General features: G+C 64.3%; 21 protein-coding genes. 16 read left to right on the top strand and 5 right to left on the bottom strand.

What is annotated here, in order from left to right:
* Positions 1-7 precede the first annotated feature (7 nt).
* From NTZ43_10800 to NTZ43_10760, 9 genes are all read left to right on the top strand, one after another.
* Entirely contained in the window at positions 8-1606 is a 1599-nt protein-coding gene (locus NTZ43_10800) for a DHA2 family efflux MFS transporter permease subunit (GenBank protein ID MCX5767698.1), read from the top strand.
* A 90-nt stretch (positions 1607-1696) separates the two neighbouring features.
* Positions 1697-2296, top strand: a complete 600-nt coding sequence (locus NTZ43_10795; GenBank protein ID MCX5767697.1) for a hypothetical protein — start codon at positions 1697-1699, stop codon at positions 2294-2296.
* A 63-nt stretch (positions 2297-2359) separates the two neighbouring features.
* Positions 2360-2944: an HDIG domain-containing protein gene (locus NTZ43_10790; GenBank protein MCX5767696.1), complete on the top strand. Its 585-nt coding sequence runs from the start codon at positions 2360-2362 to the stop codon at positions 2942-2944.
* A 77-nt stretch (positions 2945-3021) separates the two neighbouring features.
* Positions 3022-3624, top strand: coding sequence for a sigma-70 family RNA polymerase sigma factor (locus tag NTZ43_10785; protein MCX5767695.1), 603 nt, complete (start codon positions 3022-3024; stop codon positions 3622-3624).
* Positions 3621-3995, top strand: a complete 375-nt coding sequence (locus tag NTZ43_10780; GenBank protein MCX5767694.1) for a hypothetical protein — start codon at positions 3621-3623, stop codon at positions 3993-3995. The genes NTZ43_10785 and NTZ43_10780 overlap by 4 nt, the downstream gene beginning before the upstream one ends.
* A gap of 13 nt (positions 3996-4008) precedes the next feature.
* A complete protein-coding gene (locus NTZ43_10775) occupies positions 4009-4377 on the top strand; it encodes a hypothetical protein (protein MCX5767693.1) in 369 nt (122 codons plus the stop codon).
* Positions 4374-5690, top strand: a complete 1317-nt coding sequence (locus NTZ43_10770; GenBank protein ID MCX5767692.1) for a TolC family protein — start codon at positions 4374-4376, stop codon at positions 5688-5690. Before NTZ43_10775 ends, NTZ43_10770 begins: the two co-directional genes overlap by 4 nt.
* 49 nt (positions 5691-5739) lie before the next feature.
* On the top strand, positions 5740-7650 hold the full coding sequence (locus NTZ43_10765) for an efflux RND transporter periplasmic adaptor subunit (protein MCX5767691.1): 1911 nt from the start codon (positions 5740-5742) through the stop codon (positions 7648-7650).
* Between the two features lie 3 nt (positions 7651-7653).
* A complete protein-coding gene (locus tag NTZ43_10760) occupies positions 7654-8874 on the top strand; it encodes an ABC transporter permease (GenBank protein MCX5767690.1) in 1221 nt (406 codons plus the stop codon).
* Between the two features lie 80 nt (positions 8875-8954).
* On the opposite strand, the gene NTZ43_10755 is transcribed toward NTZ43_10760, so the two are convergent.
* Positions 8955-9644, bottom strand: coding sequence for a TonB family protein (locus NTZ43_10755; GenBank protein MCX5767689.1), 690 nt, complete (start codon positions 9642-9644; stop codon positions 8955-8957).
* Between the two features lie 197 nt (positions 9645-9841).
* On the opposite strand from NTZ43_10755, the gene NTZ43_10750 reads away from it, so the two are divergent.
* Entirely contained in the window at positions 9842-10453 is a 612-nt protein-coding gene (locus tag NTZ43_10750; GenBank protein ID MCX5767688.1) for a PadR family transcriptional regulator, read from the top strand.
* A 173-nt stretch (positions 10454-10626) separates the two neighbouring features.
* Positions 10627-12594: a potassium transporter Kup gene (locus NTZ43_10745; protein MCX5767687.1), complete on the top strand. Its 1968-nt coding sequence runs from the start codon at positions 10627-10629 to the stop codon at positions 12592-12594.
* Positions 12595-12660: 66 nt separating this feature from the next.
* On the opposite strand, the gene NTZ43_10740 is transcribed toward NTZ43_10745, so the two are convergent.
* The gene (locus tag NTZ43_10740) at positions 12661-13767 is read right to left on the bottom strand and encodes a PDZ domain-containing protein (protein ID MCX5767686.1); all 1107 of its coding nucleotides are present in this window, start codon (positions 13765-13767) and stop codon (positions 12661-12663) included.
* Positions 13768-13934: 167 nt separating this feature from the next.
* On the opposite strand from NTZ43_10740, the gene NTZ43_10735 reads away from it, so the two are divergent.
* Both NTZ43_10735 and NTZ43_10730 read left to right on the top strand, forming a co-directional pair.
* Positions 13935-15050, top strand: a complete 1116-nt coding sequence (locus tag NTZ43_10735) for a VIT1/CCC1 transporter family protein (GenBank protein MCX5767685.1) — start codon at positions 13935-13937, stop codon at positions 15048-15050.
* A 130-nt stretch (positions 15051-15180) separates the two neighbouring features.
* On the top strand, positions 15181-16266 hold the full coding sequence (locus NTZ43_10730) for a cysteine synthase family protein (protein ID MCX5767684.1): 1086 nt from the start codon (positions 15181-15183) through the stop codon (positions 16264-16266).
* A 29-nt stretch (positions 16267-16295) separates the two neighbouring features.
* Here NTZ43_10730 and leuS read toward each other — a convergent pair whose 3' ends face one another.
* Complete coding sequence (leuS, locus tag NTZ43_10725; protein ID MCX5767683.1) at positions 16296-18806, bottom strand: leucine--tRNA ligase; 2511 nt, start codon at positions 18804-18806, stop codon at positions 16296-16298.
* 13 nt (positions 18807-18819) lie between these two features.
* Here leuS and NTZ43_10720 point away from each other — a divergent pair, with 13 nt between their 5' ends.
* From NTZ43_10720 to NTZ43_10710, 3 genes are read left to right on the top strand one after another with little or no spacing between them, the layout of a single operon-like run.
* The gene (locus NTZ43_10720; protein ID MCX5767682.1) at positions 18820-20184 is read left to right on the top strand and encodes a methyl-accepting chemotaxis protein; all 1365 of its coding nucleotides are present in this window, start codon (positions 18820-18822) and stop codon (positions 20182-20184) included.
* Between the two features lie 20 nt (positions 20185-20204).
* Complete coding sequence (locus tag NTZ43_10715) at positions 20205-22109, top strand: serine/threonine-protein kinase (GenBank protein ID MCX5767681.1); 1905 nt, start codon at positions 20205-20207, stop codon at positions 22107-22109.
* Positions 22106-23881 (top strand): hypothetical protein, encoded by a 1776-nt coding sequence (locus tag NTZ43_10710; protein MCX5767680.1) that lies wholly within the window; start codon positions 22106-22108, stop codon positions 23879-23881. Before NTZ43_10715 ends, NTZ43_10710 begins: the two co-directional genes overlap by 4 nt.
* On the opposite strand, the gene NTZ43_10705 is transcribed toward NTZ43_10710, so the two are convergent.
* Positions 23878-24924 (bottom strand): potassium channel protein, encoded by a 1047-nt coding sequence (locus NTZ43_10705; GenBank protein ID MCX5767679.1) that lies wholly within the window; start codon positions 24922-24924, stop codon positions 23878-23880. The genes NTZ43_10710 and NTZ43_10705 overlap by 4 nt on opposite strands.
* On the bottom strand, positions 24921-26081 hold the full coding sequence (locus NTZ43_10700) for a N(4)-(beta-N-acetylglucosaminyl)-L-asparaginase (protein ID MCX5767678.1): 1161 nt from the start codon (positions 26079-26081) through the stop codon (positions 24921-24923). The genes NTZ43_10705 and NTZ43_10700 overlap by 4 nt, the downstream gene beginning before the upstream one ends.
* Between the last annotated feature and the right edge of the window lie 17 nt (positions 26082-26098).

Below are 26098 nucleotides of genomic sequence, written 5' to 3'. Positions count from 1 at the left end.
ACCGCTGATGGGGACGACCGCAGGCGTGTTGACCGCGTCCGCCGCTCCGGCGGCAGACGCGGATCGCTATCGCTATAAATATTTGATCGCGATCGCGGTGACGATGGCCGCGATGCTCGAACTCATTGATACGTCGATCGTGAACGTTGCGATTCCCCACATGATGGGGAATCTCGGCGCCACCCTCGACGAAATCTCGTGGGTGAGTGTCGGCTACATCATCGCGAACGTGATTGTGATTCCGATGTCGCCGTGGCTGAGCGCGTACTATGGCCGCCGACGGTATCTCACGGGCTCCATCTTTCTGTTCATCATTGCGTCGATGTTCTGCGGTGCCGCGGGGAGTCTGGCGTCGCTCGTCTTTTGGCGTGTCATTCAGGGTATTGGCGGCGGTGCGCTGCTCTCCACCGCGCAGTCCACGCTGTGGGAAGCATTTCCGCCGCACGAAGTGGGCATTGGGCAAGCGATGTTTGGCGTGGGCGTGATGGTCGGACCGACCCTTGGCCCCACGCTGGGCGGCTACATCGTCGACAACTGGAACTGGCCGTGGATTTTCTACATCAATCTGCCGCTCGGCCTGATTGCCGCCGTGCTCACCTGGACCTACGTGCGCGACTCCATTCACCAAGAGCGTAGCAACAAGGTGGACTGGCTCGGCATTGCGTTGATGACCGTGGCCGTGGGATCGCTCCAGTGGATGCTGGAGCGCGGCGAGCGCTATGACTGGTTTGATTCGCCATTTGTTACGGGGCTCGCCATCACCTCGGCGGTGTCGTTCGTTTGGCTGGTGTTTCACGAGCTGACAACCGACGAACCCGTCATCGATTTTCACATTCTTCGGAGCCGGCAGTTATCCGCCGGCGTCGTGATGGGCGCCCTGCTCGGCTTTGCGCTGTTCGGGAGCGTGTTTGTGTTGCCGGTGTTCTTGCAATCGCTCCACAACTTCACGGCCAACCAAACCGGCATGGTCATTCTCCCTGGCGCGATTGCGTCGGCGATGACGATGGCGATCCTCGGAAAACGGCTCCGGACGATTCCTGACGGGCGGCCGTTGATCGCCTTTGGTGCGGTGATCTTTATGGTGTGCATGTGGCAACTCGGCGGCCTGACACTCGAAAGCGGAAAGGAGGATTTTTTTTGGCCGCTCGTCCTGCGGGGTGTAGGCCTCGGATTCCTGTTCATTCCGCTCAACAGCATCGCGTTGGCTGACTTGCCCCCGCGCCAGCTCGCGCAGGGCACGTCGCTGTTCAACCTGATGCGTCAGCTCGGCGGATCGATGGGCATTGCGGTGATGGCCACGATGTTGAGTCGGTTCAGCAAGGAAAAGAAGGCGATCCTCACCGAACACCTCACCACCACGGCGCCCGATGCACTGGCCCGGGTGGATGCCATTTTCCACGGGTTGGTGGCCAAGGGGATGAACCCCGTGTCGGCCAAGCAGCAGGCCCTGATGGTGCTGGATCGCACGGTGTCGGTGCAGGCCAGCGTGCTGGCATTTTCCCGCATTTACCTGCTCTCCGGCATGGCACTGTTGGCGGTTATTCCGCTGATGCTTCTCTGGAAAACCGGGCGGGGGCGCATCGCCGCGCAGGTGGACGGGCACTAGCACGGAGCGACCACACGGCGCGACGGAGCATGATAGATTTCCGTTCTCCTACGGATGCGATTCCGCACCCATTGCTGAGGGACTTTCCCTATGACTCATCGTTTGATTCGCATTCTCCCACTGGTGCTCGTCGGGGCATTACTGCCCTCGGCGACATTTGCGCAACGCCCCAGTACGCGCAGCGAGGCCACGACCGGTTCGCGCCGTGAAAGTAAAAGCGGCCCCATGATGCGTGCGCCGAGTACGCGCGAAATCGAGGAGCTGAATCCGGCCTGGCTTATGGGCGACAAACGCCGCAAACTGTCGCTCTCCGACTCGCAGGTGACGCAGTTCAAGGCGCTCGAGGAAAAGATCAAGGAGCGCAACAAAACGTTGCTCACCGAGTACGATTCGATCCGGCGCGACTTTCATGCGCCGACCGGCAACATTGCGCGGGTGGCACCGGGCTCGGAACCGCAGATTGGCGGCCCCACAGATCGCGAGATGGAAAAGGCGATGCAGCAGATGCGGGTGATGCACTACATCATCACGCAGATCGCGGATCGCCGGAAGCAGGACGTGGACGACACGCTCGCGTTGTTCAAGGACGAAGGACAGAAGAAGAAGGCGCTCGACTTCCTCAAGGATCAGGACGAGGATCTGGCGAAGATCATGCCGAAGGGCGGACCGCCACCGGGCGGCGCGCTCTGATATGTCACGACGGGGCCGCCGAGTGGCGGCCCCGCTATTTTGAGTCCTATGACCGACCATTCTCTGCATTCCCGCGCCGACGCACTCGCTCTGATGGAGTCGTGGACGCCCAGTGATTCGTTGCGTAAGCACATGTTGTCGGTCGAGGCCGCGATGCGGGCCTATGCCGGCCATTTCGGGGAGGACGTCGAGCGCTGGGGGCTGGCCGGTCTCCTGCATGATTTCGACTACGAGCGCTACCCGAACGCGACACGTGAAAGCAACGCAGAGCATCCGGCCGAAGGGGTCCGCGAGCTCCGGCGCCTAGGGTACCCCGAGGATATGCTCGAGGCCATCCTCGGCCACGCGGACTACACCGGGGTCCCACGCGTCACTCCGATGGCCAAGACGTTGTTCGCGGTGGACGAGCTGTGTGGCCTGATTACGGCCTGCGCGCTGGTCCGGCCCTCGCGGAGCGTGAACGACTTGGAGTCCTCGAGTGTCAAGAAGAAGATGAAGGACAAGGCGTTCGCCCGGGGGGTCAGCCGAGAGGACGTGATACAGGGTGCGTCCGAGCTTGGACAGGAACTGGACGCGCACATCGCGTTCGTGATTACCGCCATGCGCGCCTGCGCCCAGCAGCTCGGGTTGGACGGCGGCACCAAGTGATGCTACGCATCGCGCGGCCTGTCCAACGCTCCGTACAGAGACCGCGTAATTTGGAGTGTGATTGTTGAGGCATTGGTATGACCGCCGTGACGAGTCCCCAAGCGGGCCGTCACGCGGCGGCAACGGCGCGGTTCGTGGCTGAGCGCGGCACGGACGAACGGGCGCTGGTGCTGTCCGCGCAGCGCGGAGAGCGCGAAGCATTCTCGCAGCTGGTGCGCACGCACGAGCGGCGGGCGTACGCGGTCGCGCGAGCCATCGTCGTCAATCACGAGGATGCGGAAGACGCCGTACAGGAAGCGTTCCTGCACGCGTACCGCGCCCTGCATCGGTTCTTGCCGGATCAGGCGTTCGGCGCATGGCTGCACCGGATCGTCGCGAATGCGGCACTCGACATTACGCGGCGTCGCAAGGTACGCGACGCTGATGAACTACCGGAAACGTTGGCCTCGCCATTTCGCGATCCCGCTGAGGGAAGCGAGTTGCGACGACGACTGCAGGACGCGCTGGCCACACTGCCGGTGCGACAGCGTTCAGTGATTGTGTTGCACGATGTGGAAGGATTCCGACATGCCGAGATCGGCAAGATGCTCAGTATTCCGGAAGGCACGGCTCGGTCGGACCTGCACTATGCACGGTCGCACCTTCGCGCCGTGCTGGGATCTGTCAGGAGTGATCTATGAACAACGATTTCAACGGACTCGAACTCATCCGGGACGACGACCCCCTGACGCAGGAGCTGCGCGCGATCTATGCGCCGCCAGCTGATGCGGCCTATTGGAGTTTTCTCGAACGCCGCATCATGGATCGCCTGTCGTTGGCAGACGGGGACTCGTGGTGGGCGGTATCGGGCACGTGGTTGCGCGCTGGACTGATGGCCGCCGGCATTGCCGTGATCGTGGCGGGGACGCTCTTACTGCGCACGCAGACCCAGATGGCGCGCGCCGAATACGAAACCGTCATCGACCCGGCGACGATCGACGCGCCGACACTCGCCGCGCGTGAACGCCTGTCCGAACAGCAGTCCAACGTCCGCATCCTTACCGGCCATTGAGCGCCCGCGCCTCATGACCAGATCTAAAGGACTCGCGCTGGTGGTGTACCTCGGCGCCGCACTTGGTGGCGCGGCCATCGGCATCTCGGTGGACCGACTCGTCGTGCGCGCCATGCCGCGCTGGTGGGATCAGTCGGCGATGCGCCAGCGGACGTTCGATCGCCTCAAGTTGACGCCGGCCCAACGGGACTCGGCGGCGCGCATTTATGACGAACGCAACCGCAAGCAGGATTCCATTCTCGCGCCGGTCCGTCCGGCGCTCGACTCGGCGAGCGCCGACTCGCGTCAGCGTATTGCGAAGCTGCTGACGCCAGAACAGCAGGTCATCTACGACCAAATGCAGCGCGAGCGCCAACAGGCGCAGCGCCAGGAGAAGAAATGAGGGTTGGGTTTCTTTGCGTCGCAACATGCGTCGCCATTGCCGCAGCGCCGTCCATGGGCGTAGCGCAGGGCGGCACCGCGCGCGCCATCTCGCTCGACGAAGCCGTGCACGACGCGCAGCAGAATGCGCCGAGCGTCGTGCTCGCGCGCAACAGCGTTCGCACGAGCGACGTTTCTATCAAGCAGACGACGCTGGGGTATCTGCCATCGTTGGCGCTGTCGGCAACCGCCAACCAGCGCGGCGGGACGCAGTTGATCAACGGCGTCCCGCTCGGGTTCAGTGGCACCCCATGGTCGTATTCGCGCGGCCTCAGCTCCAGCCTCACCGTGTGGGATGGCGGGCAGCGCTATTACAACCTGCGGGCCGCTGAGTCGAATCGCTCCGCCAACGAGGCGAACGAAACGCTTCAGCGTTATCAGACGGCGTTGAACGTCAAAACGCAGTACTTCGCCGTGCTGGCCGCGCGTGAACAAGACGCGGCCGCGCACCGTCAGCTGGAGCAGGCGCAGCAGCAACTCGTGGTGGCCAGCACCAAAATGATGGCCGGTACGGCAACGCGCTCCGACTCGCTCTCCGCGGCGGTGGCCGTCGGGCAGGCAAAGCTCGCCATCTTGAATGCGCAGAACGGGCTGGGCAACGCCAACGCCGCGCTCACCCGCCTCGTGGGGTCCGCCACGCTCGTCACCGCGGTGATCGCCGATACGTCGGACGTCGGGGTGATCAACGTGGGCGAAGACGAACTGACGCGCATTGCCGCCGATGGCCCGGCCATCCGGCAGTCGCAAGCGACGCTCACCGCCGCCGGCGCCACGCACAAGGCCGCCACGGCGCCGTACATGCCGCAGATCGCCATGACCGGCTCGTACAGCTGGACGCCCGAAGGTTCCAAGGGGTTCGATTTCGGCGACGGGCTGAGCAGCAAGAGCACCGCGCTTGGCTTCTCGGTGTCGTACAACGTCTTCAACGGCTACAACCGCGAAGCGACGCTCGCCAACGCCAAGATCAGCGAAGAAAACGCGCTGGCGAACCTGCGGGACGCGCGCCTCGCCGCCGTGCAGAATCTCACCACGCAGCTGAACAGCTATCGGACAGCCGTGCAATCGATCGAACTCAACAAGCTGCAGATCTCTGCGTCCGAGGAAAACCTTCGCGTCGTGCAGCAGCAGTACAACCTCGGCACCAAGCAGGCGCTTGATGTGCTGACGGTGCAGTCTCAGCTCGACAACGCCCGCCTCAGTCTCATCACGGCGCGCCTCAACGCGCGCAGCGCCAAGGCGCAGATCGAAGCGCTCATTGGCCGCGACCTCAAGTAAGGCCGTGACCAACATGCACCCGACCCATCGCCTCCATCCGGAGTTCGCAGTGACCCGCAAGATTTTGCTGCTCGCCCTCGTCAGCGTCGCCGCGGCGTGCGCCAAGACCGATACCAAAGTCGTCACGATTCCCACCGCCACCATTCAGCGTCGCGACATCATCGTGACCGCTGAGGCCACGGGCATCATCGAACCGATCAACGTGATCGAGGTGAAGTCCAAGACCGCCTCGGGCCAGGTCATGAAGATGCCGATCGAAATCGGCAGCTACGTGAAGCCTGGCGATCTCATCGTGCAGATCGATACGACCGACCTCACGACCTCCTTCCGCCAGTCGACCGCCGACTTGGCCGCGTCGAAGTCGAACTTCGACGTCGCCTCGGCGCAGCTCAAGCGTCAGGAAACGCTGTTCAAGGATCGCATCATCACGCGCCCCGACCTCGAGTCGGCGCAAACGGGTTTTGCGAACGCGCAGGCGACGCTCGTTCGGAGTCAGTCGAGCCTCGACCTCGCCGCGCAGAAGCTCAAGGATGCGCGCGTCGTGGCATCCATCGAAGGCACGATCATCACGAAGCCGGTGTCGGTGGGACAGGTCATTCAGGCCGGCGGACAGTCGGTGAGCGGCGGCAGCGTCATTGCGACGATGGCCGACCTCACCAAGGTGCGCTCGCGCGCACTCGTGAACGAAACGGACATTGGTGCCGTGAAGCCCGGCCAGCCAGCGCAGGTCACCGTGGACGCCTTCCCGGACCGCCCGTTCCGCGGCGTGGTGGAGAAGATCGAGCCGCAGGCGACCGTACAGCAGAACGTGACGATGTTTCCAGTGCTCATTTCGCTCGACAACAGCGAAGGGTTGCTCAAGCCCGGCATGAACGGCGAAGTGCAGGTGCTTACCGACGAACGTCTCGGCGCCATCGCGGTGCCGAACGACGCCATTCGTTCCACACGTGAAGCGCGCCAGGCCGCGACGCTGCTCGGCTTGAACCCCGACAGCGTGCAGGCGCAGTTGCGCAACGCGATGGGTGGCGGATTCGGTGGTCGTGGCGGCCAGGGTGGCCAGGGCGGTCGCGGTGGCAACAGCAACAGCACGTCGGCACCGACCGGCGCGCCGGCGGGTGCCGCCACCAAGACGCAGCAGTCGCGCGGCGAACTGGCCTTCCCTCTTCAGGGTGATCAGGGTGATCGCCGTGGCATGGGCGGACAGGGCGGGCGCGGTGGCTTCAACATGCCGCAGGTGAGCGACGCCGACTGCAAAAAGGTTGACGACGCGATGGCGAAGAAGCCGGACACGCAGAAGAAGCTCGATGCGATCCGCGAGCAGATGCGTGATCCGAACGCAGATCGTGACGCGCTGCGCAAGCAGAGCGAAGAGGTGTACAAGTCGCTCGGTATGGATGCCAACGTCGTGCGCGCCTGCCGCTTCCGGAATGGCGGCGGACAGGGTGGCGGCCAGATGGGTGGCGGCCAGATGGGTGGCGGCCAGATGGGTGGCGGCCAGATGGGTGGCGGACGCGGCGGGATGAGCGCGATGGGTGGCGGCAACAACAGCCGCGGTGGCGCAGGCGCCACTGCCGGTGCGGCCGGCGGCACCGGCCGACCGACGGCATTCCCGAATCGCCGCGACAACAGCGGCGGCGGCAATGGCCAGAGTGGAATGGGTGGCATGGGCGGTGGCGGTGGCAGCGGCGGGAGAAGCCGTAGCCGGTCCGGCCTCGTGTTCGTACAGAAGGGCACGACGTGGGAGCCGAAGGTGCTGCGCCTTGGCGTCGCCAACTACGACTACACCGAAGTGATTGACGGTCTTGCCGAAGGCGACAAGGTCGCGATGCTCAGCGCCGCGGCACTACAGGCCAAGCGTCAGGAGCAGAATGACCGCATGAAGTCCATGACGGGCAGTCCGCTCGGTGGCAGCCCGGCCGGTGGTGGCGGTGGTGGTCGTGGCGGCGGACGAGGGAACTAGCCAATGCTGATTGGCGAAACCGTTCGCGTCGCACTGGGCGCCCTCCGCGCGAACAAGCTGCGCTCGCTACTCACGATGCTCGGCATCGTGATCGGCGTGGCGGCGGTGATCGCGGTGGTGGCGCTCGGTAAGGGCGCGCAAAAACAGGTCAACGACCGCATTGCGGCCCTTGGCACCACGTTGCTCACCGTCAATCCCGGGCAGTCGCAGATGGGTGGCGTGCGGACTGGTGGCGGCGGTGCCCGCTTAATCATCGACGACGCGCAGGCGCTCGCCGATCGTGGCACGCACATCGCGGCGGTGCAGCCGGAAATGTCGGGCAGTCTGCAGGTGCAGTACCTCAACAAAAACACGAATACGCAGATCGTCGGCACGACCGCCAACTATCCAGCGGTCCGGAAGTACGAGATGCAAGAAGGACGGTTCTTCACGAACGCCGAAGACCAGACGCGCCAGCGCGTGGCGGTGGTCGGCCCGACCGTCGTCGAAAATCTCGGGGTGCAGTCTGCCGTAGGGATCGTTGGCGAAACGATCCGTGTGCGCGGCATTCAGTTCACCGTGGTCGGCGTCTTCAAGAGCAAGGGACAGGCCTCGGCGTTCCAAAACCCCGACGACCAAATTCTCATTCCGATTACCACGGCTCGGTTCCGCGTCTTGGGATCGAATCGCGTGCGCGCCATCAGCGTGCTCGCGCCGACGGAAGAAGACATCCCAGAAACGATGGCCGACATCCAGAAGATCCTGCGGCGCGAACACAAACTACGCCCTGGTCGAGATGACGACTTTCAGATCCGCAACCAGTCGGACTTCTTGAACACGCTCGGCGAAACCACGCAGGTGTTCAGCTTGCTCCTCGCCGGGATTGCCGCCGTGTCGCTGCTCGTGGGCGGCATCGGCATTATGAACATCATGCTCGTCTCGGTCACCGAGCGCACGCGTGAGATTGGCATTCGCAAGGCACTCGGCGCCACCAAGCTCAATATTCTGTTCCAGTTCCTGATTGAGGCCGTCGTGCTCTGCCTCTTGGGCGGCATGATCGGTATCGGCGTTGGCGCGGGCGGTGCCACGATCTTCACCCGCATTATGGGGTGGAGCACTGAAGTGGGCGCGTCCTCCATTGCCATCGCGTTCGGTTTCTCGGCGTTCGTCGGCGTGGTGTTCGGCGTATACCCCGCACGTCGGGCCGCCGGACTCGATCCGATCGTCGCGCTGCGCTACGAGTAAGTCGCCACCGTACGATAGACGGTACGAAAAGAGGCGGCGTGCAATGCACGCCGCCTCTTTCTATCTCGCATACCCTCGTGCTACTGGGGCTTCTTCGCGACTGCACGCTGCAGGAGGAACTTGAACTCCTGTTCTGCGAGCTGGCGTACGGCGCGGTTGCCGGCGAGCGCCGGGCGGAATCGCATGCGGGGCATCACGTCGCGCACTGCCTTGGCAAAGAGCGGGTGCGTCGTGCGAATTTCCTTTACGGTGGCCATATCCACGTAGCCTGTGGTGTCCACCACAAAACGCATGGTCGCTGACCCTTCCACGTTCTGCGCCATCAAGGTTTCCGGATACGACGGCGCCGCACTCGCGGGGTCGCGCACAGCCGCAGAATCCACGTCGAGCACACTGTACGCATTTTCTTCCGCGGTGGGCTCGGCGACAGCCAAGCTTGTCCTTGCGTCGTCGCCTTGGCTCGCCGCTTGGGGCTGCGCGAAGGCGGTCGAAGACGTGGTCCGCGTGATGTGCTCGGGCGGTCGCAGGCCAGACTTTGCGTCGTTGCCTGGAGAACCCGCGTATTTCAGCTGGGTTTCCACGGGGCGCGAAATGCGGTCGGCCGGCACGAGAAAACGCACCGTCTGTTGCATGACATCGGCAATGTCGCTGGCGTAGCGACGCCCACCGATCGCCACGATCGCAATGAGCGCGACGTGCGTGGCCGCGCTGATCACCGCCCCGAGGAGGGGGCGTGGGGTTTTGAAGCGTTCGTCGAACAGCAGTTGCATCGGGGGGTCTCGGTGCGGAGCTCAGGGCTCATCCAATAGGACAGCCTGCTCCGCCTAAAGGATTACCATAGGCGGGGGTCGATTCGTCACCAAGGGGGGGGATTGTCCGATATATCGGACGCGATATATTGAAGATATAACGAAGTTAGCTTTCCCCAGCTCTTGCTGGGCAAGTCGGACCACTCGGCACAGGAGGAATGATGTGGAAACACCACGATCACGGCACATGTGGCCCTCGCGACCGGCAATGGGCCGGACGTGGCGGTGACTGGTGGTCTTCTCCTGGCGGCGCCTTCTCCTGGGGGCTGGGGAGCTTTCGCGCGAGAACGCGTTCGGGCGGGCGGATGTTTGAGCAGGGCGACCTCAAGCTGGTCATACTGCAACTCCTCTCGGAAAAGCCCCGCCACGGCTACGACATCATCAAGGAACTCGAGGAGCGCTCAGGCGGGCGCTATGCCCCGAGCCCGGGCACTGTCTACCCCACGCTCACGCTGCTTGAGGAGATGGGCCATGCGGTCGCATCCGCCGAGGAGGGTGGCAAGCGGGTGTATGCCATCACGGATCAGGGTCGGGCGTACCTCGATGAGAATCGCTCGACGGTGGACGAGGTATTGCATCGGTTGGCCGAACTGTCGAACACCATCTTTGGTGACGATGTGCGGCCAGCGCACGAGGCGATGGGCGCGCTCGGCCGCGAATATGCACGCCTGTTGTGGCGACGGCCGGCGACGGCGCAGTTGGCCAAGCAGGTGGCCGATATTCTGCAGCGGGCCACCCGGGAGTTGAGCGACTTGGCGGAAACCCCGTAGGCGGGGCAAGCACCGGCGAGGTTCTTTGCCGTTCGTCCGGTACGGTGTGACAGAATGCCCTGGGTGGAGAACGCGGCGTTCGCTGGACGCGCCTGTGACACCCACTAGATTCTTCCAACGGGTCGCGGGTTTTGCGCGATCCGTTGGCCTACTCGTACGCCGGTCTCTTTACCGTGTCTCCCTCTCACGACCCGACATTGTCGGGGACGTACCCCGCCGCAACGGCCCCCAATACGCACGCGCATGTCGAGGCGCACCCCACCGGTAAGCGACTGGCGGTGCTCGCGCTGACGGCGCTCGGGGTGGTGTACGGCGATATCGGCACCAGCCCGCTCTACGCGTTCCGCGAGTGCTTCAAGCCGGAGTACGGCATCACGCCAACGCCCGCGCACGTGTACGGCGTGCTGTCGCTCATCGTTTGGTCGCTGATGCTCGTGGTGAGCGTGAAGTACATCGTCTACGTGATGCGCGCCGACAACCGTGGCGAAGGTGGCATTCTGGCAATCCTCGCCCTGATCATCGGCAAGGACACCACCCATCGCAAACGCCGGTTCGTCTTGATTGCACTCGGGTTGTTTGGCTCCGCGCTCCTCTACGGCGACGGCGTCATCACGCCCGCGATTTCTGTGCTCGGCGCCATGGAAGGACTTGAGGTGGTATCGACGCGGTTTAGCGTGTTCGTGATTCCCGTGACGATGGCTGTGCTTGTGGGACTGTTCTTGATGCAGCGGGTCGGCACGGCGAAAGTCGGCGCGATGTTCGGGCCGCTGATGCTCATCTGGTTTACGCTCATCGCGGCGCTGGGCCTGCACGAAATACTGCGCAATCCGGCTATTATTGGCGCGCTCAATCCGTGGTATGCGGTGGCCTTTTTCATTGAAGAACGAACCGTCGCATTCGTGTTACTTGGCGCGGTCGTGCTGGCGGTGACTGGCGCGGAAGCGCTGTACGCCGACATGGGGCATTTCGGCAAGCGTCCGATTCGCTTGGCCTGGTTCTGGTTCGTGTTTCCCTGTCTCTTGCTCAACTACCTCGGCCAGGGCGCGCTCGTGTTGCGCGATCCCACCGCCGTGGCCAACCCGTTTTACTTGCTCGCCCCGCGCGCATTGCTCTACCCGCTCATTGTGATCGCCACGATGGCGGCGATCATCGCCAGTCAGGCCCTGATCTCCGGCGCGTTCTCGTTGACCCAGCAGTGCGTACAGCTCGGCTACAGCCCACGCGTGACGATCATTCACACGTCCGCGCGTGAGGCGGGGCAGATCTACATTCCGGAAATCAATCACGCGCTGATGGTGAGCTGCCTGTTCGTGGTGCTCGGTTTCAAAACGTCGAGCGCGCTCGGCGCCGCGTATGGCATTGCCGTGACCGGCACGATGGCCATTACAACCATCCTCTTTCTCGTGGTGGCGGCTGGCCGCTGGAACTGGCCGCGCTGGAAGGTGCTCCTGCTCGGCGCGGTCTTCCTCACGATTGACCTCGCGTTCTTCGGAGCGAACGTCATCAAGGTGGCCAATGGTGGCTGGGTCCCGCTGGTGGTCGCCATCGTGTTGTTCACGATGATGACTACCTGGAAGCGCGGAAAAGAAATTCTCCGTGAGCGTCTCAAAGAAATCACGATGCCGCTCGGCGCGTTTCTCGAGAGCGTAGGGCGCGGCAAGATTCCACGCGTTCCCGGCACCGCCGTGTTCATGACATCGGAGCCCGACGGTGCGCCGGTGGTGCTGTTGCACCATCTCAAGCACAACAAAGTGCTGCACGAGCAGGTTGTGTTGCTCTCGATTCAAACCGCTGATGTGCCGGAAGTGGATGATGATCACCGCGTGTCGTACGAACCGCTCACGCACGGGTTCGTGCGTGTGGTCGCGCGCTACGGGTTCATGGAATATCCCGACGCCCCGCACATCATGGCGTTGCTCAAGAAGGACGGTATACGCGCACGACCGCTCGAGACGAGCTACTATCTCGGACGCGAACTGTTGCTTCCGTTACCGCGGCCCTGGAAGACGGGCGGGCTTTCGATGAGCATCTGGCGCAAGCGACTCTTCGCGATCATGTCCAAGAACGCGCGATCGGCCGCGGAGTTCTTCCAGCTGCCTCCTAACCGCGTCGTGGAACTGGGCACGCAGATCGAATTCTGATCGGCGCAGGGCACGTCGAGGGTCGCCGTGTAGAACCGGCACCGACCCTCGACGTGCGCACGGCCGTCACATCATCACGCGTTTTGTCATGCGGACGCGGGTGGCCGGCACGAGCTCACGCAACCGTTGCATATGTTCGCGGAGCGCCGGTAGTTCCAGTGCCTGCGCTCGGAGCTTTTCGCGGAGCGCTGGCAGTTCCAGTGCCTGCGCTCGGAACTTTTCGCGGAGTGCTGGCAGTTCCGCCGCATCGCGGCCGAGGCGCGCCCGAATCGTCGAGAGTTCCTGCAACGGCAGCTCAGGGTGAATCGGAGGCATCGGAGGCGTCGGAGGCGTCGGAGGCGTCGGCATGAACAGCATGCGGCCGGCCTCGCCGTGTTCGAAGCCGTTGATGTCGCTTGGCTTGACGGTCGTCACTTTGACGGTGCGTGACTTACCGCCAGCGGCGAGGACGAGTTCCACCGTCTGCCCGGGCTTCACCTTGCTCAGCTCGCGCTGTAGCCGCTGCACACGCATAGACGAGGCGCCGGCATCGCCGGCGTCTTCTCGCGGCACGCGCACATCCACGCCATTGATGCTCGCAATGCGTTCACCTTCAACGATGCCCGATTTGTCGGCCGGCCCCCCATCGTGCACTTCGGAAATAAACACGCCGGTGGTATCGCGCTTACTTCCCGACCCGCCGATGGTAATGCCAATGGCGCCGTGTTCGTCGACGCCATTCACGATGGCCTCGCTTAACGCAGACGCGGCAACAAGCTTGGCCTTCACGGATTTTATTTTGCCGCCCGACCACACATCGAGCGTGACGTCGTCACCCGCTTTGTGCTTGCCGATTTCTCGGCGGAGCCTGTTGCTGAGCACATTGGCCGTCTCGGGCTCGCCCGCATCGTCGCGCGAGGCTTTGAGCGAGACTCCATTGATTGTGACCAAGCGGTCTCCCGCTTCGAGTCCGGCCTTCTCCGCGGGGCCATTGCGCGTCACGTCGGCGATCAACAGACCGAGGGTGTCACGACGATCGCCGCCGGTGGTGGCCACGCCAAGCACGGGACGATCGGTCGCCTCCGCGTTCGACAGCATCTTAAACACTTGAACATTTGGTGCGGCCGTTCGCGTTTGAGCACGCGCCGCGGAGGCGGCAAGGCATAGCAGGGCGGCGGTGAAAAGCAGGCGCATGGGAATCCCCTCTGGGTGCTGGTTCACTGGATGAGTCACGCCCTCGGCCCAAGGGGTTGCCACGGCGGGCGGCGCGCACGGTTGGGAGCGCCTGCTCCGTTGTGCCATATTGAGGGAGATCCGGTGCGCAGCGTTGCCGCCGGCCACTCCCCTCCGCCTTACGCCCCGTGACTGTCGATCTGCACACCTTTCAGCACCATTGGCAGGACGAAGCGGACGCCGCGTTTCTCTACCGCGTACTCGCTGAACTCGAGCCCGATGCAGTCCGCCGCGATGTCTTCGTGCGCCTCGCCGAGGTGGAAGACCGCCACGTGGTGATTTGGAACGATCTCATTCGCGCCAACGGAGGAGATCCGGGACGCTTCCGCCCCACCGGTCGCACGCGGCTCCTCGCCCAACTCGGCCGCTGGTTTGGTCCAAAGTTTCTGTTGCCCTACCTGCTGGCCGAAGAAGGGCGCGAGGTCAAAGGCTATCTGCAGTTGCATCGCGCAACGCCGGCCGGCGCACCCGGCAGCGGTGCAGCGCTCTTGCTGGCCCGCGAATCGAAGGAGCACGCCACGGAAATCGGCACGCTCGTAGGGCGCAACGGCGAACCGTGGCATCAGGCGGAGAGCGGCGGACTGCTGCGCAACGTGGTGTACGGCTTTAACGACGGCCTCACGGCAAACTTTGGACTCGTCGCCGGCGTCATCGGCGCCACGGTGGCGGCACAGCACCACGCGGTGATCGTGGCGGGCGTGGCGGGACTCATCGCCGATTCGCTCTCCATGGGCTCGAGCGGCTATCTCGCAGCCAAGAGTGAACAGGAAGTCTACGCTAACGAAATCGCGATGGAGCGCGACGAAATCGCGCTGATGCCTGAGGTGGAGCGCGACGAACTCGCCCTCATCTATGAGATGAAGGGGATGCACAAGGATCAGGCCTATGCCCTCGCCACTGAGGTGATGGCCGATCCGGAGCGCATGCTCGCCGAGCAGGTCCAGGAAGAGCTCAAGATTGGCGGGCACGAGACGTCGCCGTGGCGCGAGGCGTGGATTACGGGTCTCGCAACCGCAATTGGCGCCTTGATTCCGGTTTTCCCGTTTTTTGTGCTGCAGGGGGCGGCGGCCATTTGGCTCAGCTTCGCGCTAGCCATGGGAAGCCATTTCTTGGTGGGCGCCGCCCGCAGTGTCTTTACGGGGCGTGGCATTTTCCGGTCTGGCATCGACATGTTCGTCGTCGGACTCGGGGTCGCCGTTGTCGGCTATTACGTGGGCGAGTGGATCGCGCGGGTGTTCGCGTGAGTCAGGGGCGCGCCTCCCACGGGCTTCTCGTCGGCGTTTACCCCGCTCCGTTGTCGGGTGCTTCCTGCTGGCGCCGGTTAGCGCACTCGGCGATTCTCCGAGCGTGCTAACCATCCCCCCTGTGTCGCCTATGACCGCCGCCGAGCGCGCGCGCGGATTACGCGTGCTTATAGGCAACACGCCTCTGCTCGCGATCGACTATCAGGTCGACGACGGAGCCCCGGCGCGGCTCTATGCAAAAGCTGAGAATCTCAATCTCACCGGCTCGATCAAAGACCGGATGGCGCTGCACATTCTCCGGTGCGGCTACGATTCCGGCGCTTTGATACCGGGCGCGTTGATTATTGAGGCGACGAGTGGCAACACGGGAATTTCGTTTGCTGCCGTGGGGCGCGCGCTCGGCCATCCCGTGGTCATCTACATGCCGGACTGGATGAGTGAGGAGCGCAAAATGCTCATTCGTTCGTTCGGCGCTGAAGTGCGGCTCGTGTCGAAGGCGGAAGGTGGCTTCCTTGGCTCCATTCGACTCGCCGAGGAACTTGCGGCGCGCACACCCGGTGCGTTCTTACCTCGGCAGTTTGCCAACGAACTCAACTCTGAAGCGCACGTCCTCAGCACGGGCCCCGAAATTCTCGCCCAACTCCGCGCGATGGGGCTCGCCCCGTCGGCGTTCGTGGCGGGGGTCGGTACCGGCGGCACGATTATGGGAACCGGACGTGCGCTTCGGGCAATGCATCCGGCCGTCCGTCTGCATCCGGTAGAGCCGGCGAACTCACCGACGCTCTCCACCGGCCACAAAGTCGGCAAGCACCGTATTCAGGGGATCAGCGACGAGTTCATTCCGCCAATCGTGCATCTTGCGGAACTCGACCGTGTGGTAGCCGTTGATGACGGCGACTCGATTCTCATGGCGCAGCAACTCGCCGCACAGCTCGGACTCGGCGTCGGCATCTCGAGCGGCGCGAATTTTCTTGCAGCCATGAGTATCCGAGACGAACTGGGCACGGACGCGGTCGTCGTCACCGTGTTTTCTGACTCGAACAAGAAATATTTGAGCACCGACTTAATGCGTGAGGAGCCTGTGCTCCCCACGCACCGCACGCCGCACGTTCGTCTGCTGGCCGTGCGAGCCTTCAACCGCGTGTGCGACATGTGTATGGATCCCACGGACCCGAGCTCGACGCCCGCGGGATTTTACACGATGCGGCGCCGCTAGCTGCGCTCGCCGCGGCACGTGTTGCGCCGTTAGAGCACCAGGCTGAGGAGACGCCCCGGCACGTAGATCACCTTCTTTGGCGTGCCGGTGATGAACTTCACGATGGACGGATCGGCATGGACGGCGGCGAGCACCGCTTCTTGCGTCGCGTCCTTGGGGAGCACAACGCTGCCGCGCGTCTTGCCGCCAATCTGCACCGCAATCGTCATCGTCTCGCCACCGGCGAGCGCGGCGTCGAACGACGGCCACCCCGAGTCGAACACGCTGACATCGTGACCGAGTACCTCCCACAGTTCTTCGGCGATGTGCGGCGCGAACGGTGACACGAGCTGCACCAGCGGCTCCACTTCGCCGCGGTGTGGCACGCGTTCACTGCGCCGCAGGACGTTCATGTACTCCATCATCGCGGCGATGGCCGTGTTGTAGCTGAGGCGCGGCACATCCTCGCCCACCTTCTTGATGGTCTGATGCAGTTTTTGCAGCACGTCGCGATCCGGCTCGCCCTCGGTGCGCGCGGCGTGCACGGAGGTCCAGAGACGATCAAGGAAGCGCTTCACGCCACTAATGCCCGCATCGCGAAAATCGCCGCCTTCCTCGAAGGGGCCGAGAAACATCAGGTAGGTGCGGAAGGTGTCCGCGCCCCAGCCGTCGATGTAGTCATCGGGATTGACGACGTTGCCCTTGGACTTCGACATCTTGGCACCGTCGCGAATGATCAGTCCGTGGGCGCGGAACTTGGTAAAGGGTTCCTCGAACGCGAGATGTCCTTCGTCGTGAAGCACCATCGTGAGGAAGCGCGAATACAGCAGGTGCAACACCGCGTGTTCGTTGCCGCCGATATACGAGTTGACGGGCAGCCACTTCCGCGTGATGGTTTGGTCGAATGCGACGGTGTCGAGTCCGACGCTCGGATAGCGCAGAAAGTACCAGCCGCTGTCGAGGAAGGTGTCGCTCACGTCGGTTTCGCGGCGCGCTAGCTTGCCGCACGTGGGGCACGGCACGCGGTACCACTCTTCGTGGCGCGCGAGCGGCGAGACACCAGAGTCGTCGGGACGATAATCCGCGATGTTGGGAAGGATCACGGGCAGATCCTTCTCCGGCACTGGCACCGTACCGCACGCATCGCAGTAAATGATCGGGATTGGCGGGCCCCAGTACCGTTGACGCGAGATGCACCAGTCGTGCAGACGGAAGTTGACGACGCCCTTGCCGGCGTGACGCGACTCGAGCCACGCCGTTACTTGCTGTTTGGCTTCGTCCACGGGGAACCCGTCGAACTCGCCGCTGTTGCAGAGACGTGCAGCGTCATCGTCTTCGGTGTACGCCTCGTCGAGCGGCGTGTGCGCCGTGTGATCGGGGCCCGCCACCACGCGCACAATCGGCAGCGCGAACTTGGTGGCAAACTCAAAGTCGCGTTCATCGTGCCCTGGGACGGCCATGATCGCGCCTGTGCCGTAATCCATGAGGACGTAGTCGGCGGTCCACACGGGAATCATCGCACCCGTGGCCGGATTCGTCGCGTACGCGCCGGTGAAGACGCCGGTCTTTTCTTTGTTGGTCTTGCGCGCCACCACATCCTGACGCGACGCGCGGTCGCGATAGGCCGCCATCGCGGCGCGCTGGTCACTCGTGGTGATGTCCTCGAGCATCGGATGCTCGGGTGCGAGCACCAAGTACGTGGCGCCAAAAATCGTGTCGGGACGCGTCGTGAAGACGCGGATTTCGTGCACGCCCGTTGAGAACTCCGCCGTCACGTGCACGGCAGCGCTGCCCGCATCCTCGGGAGCGTTGAGCACGCGAAAGCGTAGCTCGGCGCCGTCGGAGCGGCCGATCCAGCCGCGCTGCGCCATCTTGGTGGTGTTCGACCAGTCGAGCCCGTCGAGGTTGTTGAGCAGCCGTTCGGCGTAGTCCGTAATGCGAAAGAACCACTGCTCGAGAAAACGCTGCTCTACGGCCGAGCCGCACCGTTCGCAGGTGCCGCCTTCGACCTGCTCGTTCGCGAGCACGGTTTTGCAGCCGGGGCACCAGTTGACGGCCGCCTTTTTCTTGTACGCCAGTCCGCGCTTGTGCAGCTGCAGAAAGACCCACTGGGTCCACTTGTAGTAGTCTGGCTGGGTGGTGTCGACGGTGCGCGTCCAGTCCACCATGAGGCCGGCACGGGTGAGCTGGCTCGTGAAGTTCGCGATGTTCTTCGGAATGAGCTCCATGGGGTGCGACCCCACCTTGAGCGCGTAGTTTTCCGAGTGGATACCGAACGCATCAAAGCCGATCGGCTCAAACACGTCGTACCCTTGTAGCCGCTGGAAGCGCGCGAAGATATCATTCCCAGTGAACGCGAACAAATTCCCGACGTGCAGTCCCTCCGCGGAGGGGTACGGGAACATCATCAGCGCGTAATAAGGCCGGCGCGCGTCGCCGATGGCGGCAACGTTGGCGCGGCGCGTGGCCCAGCGGTCACGCCACTTTAGCTCGACGGCGGCGGGCACATAGCCCGCCGGTTCGCCGGTGGGCTCGGCCGGGATGGAAACGATGTCGGTCATGTCGGGTGCCGGAATGAGCGAGACGAGAAACCTCAATTTAGCGTCACCGTCGGCTGTAACAAACTTCGGCCCCCCGGAATCTCGTCCGGACGCCGGCGGCCACGGCACGCATATCATCGACCGGCTGGCCACTTGGCTGGGGACGGGCTCGGCGGTGGTGTTCCTGGGAATCGTCTGGTTCGGCCGCGATGCGCTCGCCCATCTCCTCCACGGCTCGGAGGCGTGGCTCCTGCTGGGCCTCGCCGCGGCCCTGGTGGTGCAGTCGGGCGCCCTGATTTTCCGGTTCCTGATCTCCCCCATGGTCGGGCGCGAGCTCGGCAAACTGGCAGATGCGGCCGAGGCCGTGGCGGCTGGCGATCTCACCAAACAGCCGGAACTGGTGCACGCCGGGGGGCAAATGGGGCGCCTTGCCCGGGCGCTGGGCCAGATGACCGCGGAGCTCCGAGAGCTGTCCGGCCTGCTGCGCGAGTCCGCAGACGAGACCAATCGCCTGTCTGAGGAGATCACGAGCGGTACGGAGCACGTGGCGCAGGCCGCCTCTGGGATTGCGGGCACCGCGGCCACGCTGAGCGACCAAGCGAGCTCTATGGCGGCCGCCGTGCACCAACTGAGTGGGGACGCCACCCGTCTCACCTCGCTGGCCTCAGCGGTGACGACAGGCGCCCAAGAAGGCATTTCCCGAAACCAACGCCTACGGCTCCTCGCCAGTGAAAACCACGCGCGCCTCGACGAGAGCGCCCAGCGCCTCGAAGAGCTCGCCGTGGATGTGCGCGACGGGGCGCAGGCCACCGAGGCGCTTGCGAGGGCCACGGAGCAGATTCGGGAGTTTGTCACCCTCGTGCAGAAGATCGCCCGCCAGTCGAAGCTCCTCGCGCTCAACGCCGCGATGGAAGCCGCGCGGGCCGGGGAGCACGGCGAGGGCTTTGCGGTGGTCGCCACGGAGGTCCGCCGGCTGGCGGCCTCCGCGTCGGAGGCTGCGTCGCAGACCGATGTGCTGGTGAAGGAAGTGTTAGGCCATATGCAGGCGGCACGCGCGATCACCACCAGAACCACCACGGCGGTGGATTCCGTGCAGGCGGCAACCGAGCATGGCCGCACCTCGTTCACGCAGGTGGAGGCCGCCGTGGCCGAAGCCGAGGCGTGGACAACAACGATGGCCGAAACGGCCGGCGCCGGCAGTGCGCGCGCCAACGACGTCACCCAACGACTGGACACGTTGACCGCCGGCACGCAGGCCTTTGCCAATGCCATGCAGGATGTGGCCGCCGCCAGCGAGGAGCAGAGCGCCAGCACTGAACAGATTGCCGCTGCCGCGAGTCATCTTACACAGGCGGCCGAGCGAGTGACGCAGGCAGCGCAGGCCTTTCGCGCCACCTGACCAGAACTCTCTCTCCCACGATGGCCGACCACTTCGATTTCGACTCAAATCTCCGCGCCGCTGTAGAAGGCGCGTACGTGCTCGAGCGCGAGCTCTTGGGCGGCGGGATGAGTCGCGTCTTTCTGGCCACGGAGCGGTCGCTCAATCGCAAAGTCGTCATCAAGGTGCTCCCGCCTGAACTCGCGGCCGGGGTGAATCGCGAGCGATTTCGTCGCGAGATCCAGATGGCGGCGCAGTTGCAGCATCCGCACATTGTGCCGCTGTACAGCGCCGGCGAACACGGCGAGTTGTTGTTTTACACCATGCCCTTCATTGAGGGCGAGTCGCTCAAGCACGCCATTGAGCACGGGGCGGCGTTCACGCCGCGCGAAGTCGCGGGCATTCTGCACGATGTGGTGGACGCGCTCGCCTACGCGCATGCGCGCGGGGTGATTCACCGCGACATCAAGCCCGGGAATGTGTTGCGGAGCGGCGTGCACGCGGTGGTGACCGACTTTGGCGTGGCCAAGGCTATCAAAGCGTCGCTCCCCGCTGCCGGCGTGACGACGAGCGGCATGGCCATTGGCACGCCCGCCTACATGGCGCCGGAGCAGTTGGCTGGCGATCCCGCAGCGGACCACCGAGTAGACCTGTACGCCGTTGGACTCCTCGCCTACGAGTTGCTCACCGGCGTGGCGCCATTCGCTGGCGCATCGCCGCAGGCCACGATGGCCGCGCAACTCACGCAGGAGCCGGCGCCGATTGAGTCCAAGCGGCAGGATGTGCCGCCGGCGCTGCTCTCGCTCATCAAGCGCTGCCTCGCCAAGGCACCCGAAGCGCGACCACAAAGTGCCACCCTATTGCTGGCGGAACTCGAAGCGATTGTGCTTTCGTCCGGCGATTTTCCGCCGGCGATCGCTCCGAGCGGGAACTCGCGCGTTGTGGCGATGACCGCCGCTGCGCTCGTGATACTGACAGGCGCGCTGTACGCTTGGCGCTCAAACGCGACGATGACGCCGGACGCCACGAAAGCGCCCGCCGCCGCCGATGCGCCGAAGCCCATCGAAGTGGCGCCGGTGGCACCGGGTGCCGGACGCGCCCTGATTACGCGCGAGGATTCGTTTGCGATTGCCGCGCAGATCGAGAAGCGCACCGGTCGTCTCGCCGCCGCGCCAGCGCCACAGCCCGCGCTGACCGCGGCGGAAATCGCACGCATGGTGGACTCGCTCTATAACGAGCGCGAGTCGAGACGTCTCGACTCGCTCCAGCGGAGCGCGCGCCAGGTGACCGAGGCCGATCCGATGCGGGTCATTCGCAGTCAGCGGGCGATCATCCCCGCTGAGTCGGTGAGTTTTTGGGCGCAGCGGGGCGGCACCACGAGCGGCACCGACACCGCCACGCATTTGCCGAACGTGGGCGCCGCCCGCGCGAACGATCGCGGACGTTCCGGTGGCGCGCCGACGCGCCGGCGACTCGTGATTACTGAACTCATGAGCGACGCCAAACACCCGGACTGGGCCGTCGCACAACACGCGGTGGTCGACACACTCCGAAAGTTTTTTGCGCGCGTTCGGCCGTATTCGCTTGTCCCGGCCGATTCCGTCACCTGGGCGCTCGCACAGTCGCGCACGGCGGAACGGGTGGGGGAAATGCTACACGCCGAACTGTTCGCGTCGGTGGGTGTGCGACCGGCGGGAAAGGATTCGGTGAGCTTCGTGGTGATTTTGCGCGACCTCGCCTCGGTGAATCGGCAAACGTCGGCGACGATGCCTGCCGTGCCGGTTGCGCAACCGCTTGAGCGGATTGAGCGCCTGCTGGCATCGGTGTTTGGTGAGTTACGCGCCATCGACCATTCGCCGCGAATTTCCGACGCATCGCCCGCCGCGACTGCACCGCCGGTGGCACCCGGCACACCGACGCCGGCACCGACCGCCAAGAAACCATGATCCGGCGACCGTGGCGGGTGCTCTCGATGTTGTTGTTGTTCGGAGCAGCGCCCACGGTGCAGGCGCAAGAGTTCATCCGGCAGTCGTTTTTTGTTGCCCCGTTTCTGGGAAGCGACAACGCCACCATCGATGCCGCTCGAAAAATCAGCACGGCGGTGCGATCGCAAATGGAGCGGTCTGCGTCGAAGCGCACCCTTGACGTGATTGACGGCGACGCACTGTACTACGCGCTCAAGCGGTCTGGGTACGACGAAGACATGCCGTTGCACACCCTCGAGATTCGCGTGCTCGCGCGCGAACTGCGCACCGATGAGATCTTGGTTGCCGAGGTCAGCAAAGAGAAAGACGAGTTCGTGGTGCGCGCGTCCATTGTGCTCGCGCGCGACTGGCGACTCCGCGAACCACTCCCCGTGGTGCGCGCCGCACGCGTGGACGCGGCGGCGCAAGCACTCACGAAATCCGTACTGGCCGCGCGGGCCGAGATGGCTCCGATTCGCCGCTGCGAGAACGCCCGACGCGAAGGAAACTTCGTCGCGGCGGCGGCAGCAGCGGCCGAAGCGATTCGCGCATATCCCGGCGCGCTGAGTCGTACCTGCCTGCTCGTCTCGCTGACGTACCAACCGACGCCCGCCGATTCGTTACGGCGCGTAGCCGAGGCGGTGCTCGCGGTGGACAGCCTGAGCGTGCTCGCAGCCGTCGAACGCGCCGAAGCGCTGATGACGCTCTCCAAGAACACCGAGGCGATTGCCGCGTGGCAACGGGCCATTCGCATTGCCCCCGACAGCGTGGACATCGGGCTACGCGCCATCGATGCGATGTTGCGCCTGCGCGAGTACGAAGCCGCCCTCACGCAGAGCCGCGCGCTCACAAAGCACCACGCCACGACGTTGTCCTTTCCGCGACTCACCTTTCGCACGCTGATCGCGCTTGCGCGGTGGCAAGATGCGGCGCGACTCGGCGATTCGCTGACGGCAGCCGACACGGCCTTCGCGCACGACTCCACCTACACCGTCCGCCACATCGAAGCCCTGCGCCTGAGTGGCGACACACTCGGCGCGCTCGCCTCGAGCACCGGCGCCATTCGTCTTCATCCCGGCGATGCGCGACTGTATCTGCAATATTTGCAACTCATTACCGGCGAAGCCGGCACAGCGCTCGCGCGTGGCCTCGCGCGCTTTCCGGAGTCGCCCGAGCTCTACGTATTGCAAATGCGCGAAGCGCGCGCCTCGGGGCATCGGCGTGAGGCCATCGCCGCTGCCGAAGCCGCGCTGCGGCGCGATCCGACGCTCTTGCCGATGTACTTACAAGTCGCTGACTTGTGGCTCGACGAACTACAGCCCGACAGCGCGTTCGACGCACTGGCTCGCGCACCGCGGGAGGGTGCTGCCGCGTCCGCAGCTCTGCGCAGTTACGCCCTCAGCCGCGGCACCAAGCTGCTACGCTCCGCGGCCGACACGTCACTGACGTTGGTGCGCGCGTCGGTGCCTTTTCTCGCACTCGCCGACTCGCTTGAGAGCGGCGATGACTCGCGTGCCATGCGCACGGCCGCGAGCTTGCAACTCTCGCGCGGTGAACTGATCGCGGCCGGACGCAACCGTACCTGCCCCGAAGCGCGGCGCGCCGACGACGCACTCGGCGACGGACGCGTCGCACTCGAACGCGGCATCAACGCCGCGGCCAGTGGCGCACAGTTACGAGAGAGCTATGACGCGATGCGTGCGGCGGTGGATGTCGCGCTCCGCACCTACTGCAAAAGCCCCGGCGCCCCCTAGGAGGCGCGCACGCGCTCGCGCAGCGCTTGCACCGACGGCGGGTCACCCATGGCGATGAGCCGAGTGCCCGGCGACACAATCACATCAGCCGACGGATTGAACTGATAGGTGCCCGACGGATCGCGCGTCGCGAGGAGCAACAGGCCGGTGCCTCCTTCGTGCAATCGGAGCGACTCCAACGAAACGCCGGCAACCGGGCTGCCGTTCGGCACGAGCACTTCCTCGATGCGAAGATTCCGGTTGGTATCGCGCAACATCTGATCGAGGAAGCCGACGACGGTCGGCCGCAGTAACTCGCTCGCCAAGCGCATGCCGCCAATCTGCGCCGGCGACACCACGGCGTCGGCGCCCGCCTGACGCAACCGCGCGCCCACCCGCTCCGACGTGGCGCGCGCCACAATGCGCAACTTGGCGTTGAGTTGCCGCGCCAGCACCGTCGTCACAAGCACATTTTTGTCGTCGTCGGTGCACACCACAATCCCCGCCGCGCGCGACACACCGGCTTTCGCGAGCGTCTCGTCGTCTGCGCAGTCGCCGTGGAGCTGCAACACGTCGGGCATGTCGGCTTCTAGCGTCTGCAGATGGGCGTGATTGTGCTCGATCACCACGCAGCGCTGTCCGGTGCTGCGGAGTTCGCGCAGGACGGCGGTACCGGTCTGCCCGGCACCGCACACCACATAATGCCCAGCAAGGGCGTCAATCTGCTTCTGCATGCGACGTCTCCGAAACCCGCGCGTCAAATCGCCTTCAACAATGAAGGCCGTGATCGTGGACAGCGTGTACACCGCCGCCGTAGCGCCAAATAAGATGTAGGCGGTCGTAAAAATTTCAGCGACGTGCGACTCCACCGGAATGACTTCGCGCAGCCCCGTCGTGGTGAGGATGATCGCGGCCATAAAGACGGCATCGAGCCAATCGTGCTCCGGGCCGCCAATCAAATGGTACCCCACCACGCCAACGACGAACGCGAACAACAACAACAGCGCCGCGTTCCGCACGCGGCGTTGGAGCGTCAGGAATTCCGTTTCGTCCTTGATACTCACCGTGCTTTCGGCCGCTCCGATTCCTTGAAGAGGTACACACCCTTTTCCACTCGCGGCCCCTTCTCGTCGCACACGGCAAAGGTGCCGCCCTCGTAGGCATTGCCGCCGGCGTAGCGACCGTCCTTTGAGAGTGCGTAGAAACTCAGATCAAAGTACGGACGCCCGCGATCGTCGAGCAGTCGCTTCTCGGTCATCGCGATCACGCGCTCCATCACTTTGATGAGCGCCGTCTGCGGATCCATCCCCTGCCGCATGAACTCCACCGCCAGGAACCCACCGCACACCATGATGTTCGATTCGCCGCGCCCCGTGGAACCGGCCGCGCCGACGGTATTATCGCAGTACTGCCCCGCCCCGATGATCGGCGAATCGCCAATACGGCCAGGCACCTTCCACGAAATACCGCTGGTGGTCGTCACCGAACTGATGTCACCGGTCGCGTTCACCGCGTCCATGTTGATGGTGCCATGCGTCCAGTTGAGTTCGCCATCGCCAGCGCCCTGCGGTTTACCCGCTGCGCCCTTGGGCGCGTGCGCGGCGTTCCACTTGAGCCACGCCTGACGCTTGTCTTCGTTGGTCCATCCGTCCTTGCGGCCCGCGGCCTTCCACTTGAGCCAATCCTGCTTCGACTTCTCCGTCAGTAAATTCTGCTCTTGAAACCCCATCGCGAGCGCGAACCGCTTGGCGTCCTGCCCCACGAGCATGATATGCTCGGTGTATTCCATCACCGCCTTCGCCACGAGCGACGGCGTGGCAATCCCTTCAATCGCCGCCACCGAACCGGCGCGCTTGGTGGGACCGTGCATGCAGCTGGCATCGAGCTGCACCACACCATCCGCGTTAGGCAATCCACCGAGCCCGACTGACTGATCCTCGGGATCGAGTTCCTGCGTGTTCACGCCTGCGATAATCGCGTCGAGTGTGTCGGCGCCGGCGGCGATTTTGTCGTAAGCAATCTTGATGCCCGCCGGACGGTCGGTGTGATATCCGTTCGTTGAACTGATGACCACTGGGCGACCACGAAACGAGGCCGGCGTCTGTGCACGGGACCGCGCGCGCTCCACGTCCCACTCCTCGGCGCTGATCTCGCGCGGAAGAAATCCCAAGGCGGCCAGCGTGGCAGACTTCTCCAAAAACTCGCGACGGGTCGGCTTCACGAACGCTCCAGATGAAA

This window comes from Gemmatimonadota bacterium (assembly GCA_026387915.1).
Lineage (GTDB): Bacteria > Gemmatimonadota > Gemmatimonadetes > Gemmatimonadales > Gemmatimonadaceae > Fen-1231.
Note: the sequence above shows the minus strand (reverse complement) of the source record. Positions and strands in the feature narration are given on the sequence as shown.

Coding starts and splice junctions, on each gene's coding strand:
- NTZ43_10800 (MCX5767698.1), top strand. CDS start 8: ATGGGGACGACCGCAGGCGTGTTGACCGCGTCCGCCGCTCCGGCGGCA.
- NTZ43_10795 (MCX5767697.1), top strand. CDS start 1,697: ATGACTCATCGTTTGATTCGCATTCTCCCACTGGTGCTCGTCGGGGCA.
- NTZ43_10785 (MCX5767695.1), top strand. CDS start 3,022: ATGACCGCCGTGACGAGTCCCCAAGCGGGCCGTCACGCGGCGGCAACG.
- NTZ43_10780 (MCX5767694.1), top strand. CDS start 3,621: ATGAACAACGATTTCAACGGACTCGAACTCATCCGGGACGACGACCCC.
- NTZ43_10775 (MCX5767693.1), top strand. CDS start 4,009: ATGACCAGATCTAAAGGACTCGCGCTGGTGGTGTACCTCGGCGCCGCA.
- NTZ43_10770 (MCX5767692.1), top strand. CDS start 4,374: ATGAGGGTTGGGTTTCTTTGCGTCGCAACATGCGTCGCCATTGCCGCA.
- NTZ43_10760 (MCX5767690.1), top strand. CDS start 7,654: ATGCTGATTGGCGAAACCGTTCGCGTCGCACTGGGCGCCCTCCGCGCG.
- NTZ43_10755 (MCX5767689.1), bottom strand. CDS start 9,644: ATGCAACTGCTGTTCGACGAACGCTTCAAAACCCCACGCCCCCTCCTC.
- NTZ43_10750 (MCX5767688.1), top strand. CDS start 9,842: ATGATGTGGAAACACCACGATCACGGCACATGTGGCCCTCGCGACCGG.
- NTZ43_10740 (MCX5767686.1), bottom strand. CDS start 13,767: ATGCGCCTGCTTTTCACCGCCGCCCTGCTATGCCTTGCCGCCTCCGCG.
- NTZ43_10730 (MCX5767684.1), top strand. CDS start 15,181: ATGACCGCCGCCGAGCGCGCGCGCGGATTACGCGTGCTTATAGGCAAC.
- leuS (MCX5767683.1), bottom strand. CDS start 18,806: ATGACCGACATCGTTTCCATCCCGGCCGAGCCCACCGGCGAACCGGCG.
- NTZ43_10720 (MCX5767682.1), top strand. CDS start 18,820: ATGAGCGAGACGAGAAACCTCAATTTAGCGTCACCGTCGGCTGTAACA.
- NTZ43_10715 (MCX5767681.1), top strand. CDS start 20,205: ATGGCCGACCACTTCGATTTCGACTCAAATCTCCGCGCCGCTGTAGAA.
- NTZ43_10710 (MCX5767680.1), top strand. CDS start 22,106: ATGATCCGGCGACCGTGGCGGGTGCTCTCGATGTTGTTGTTGTTCGGA.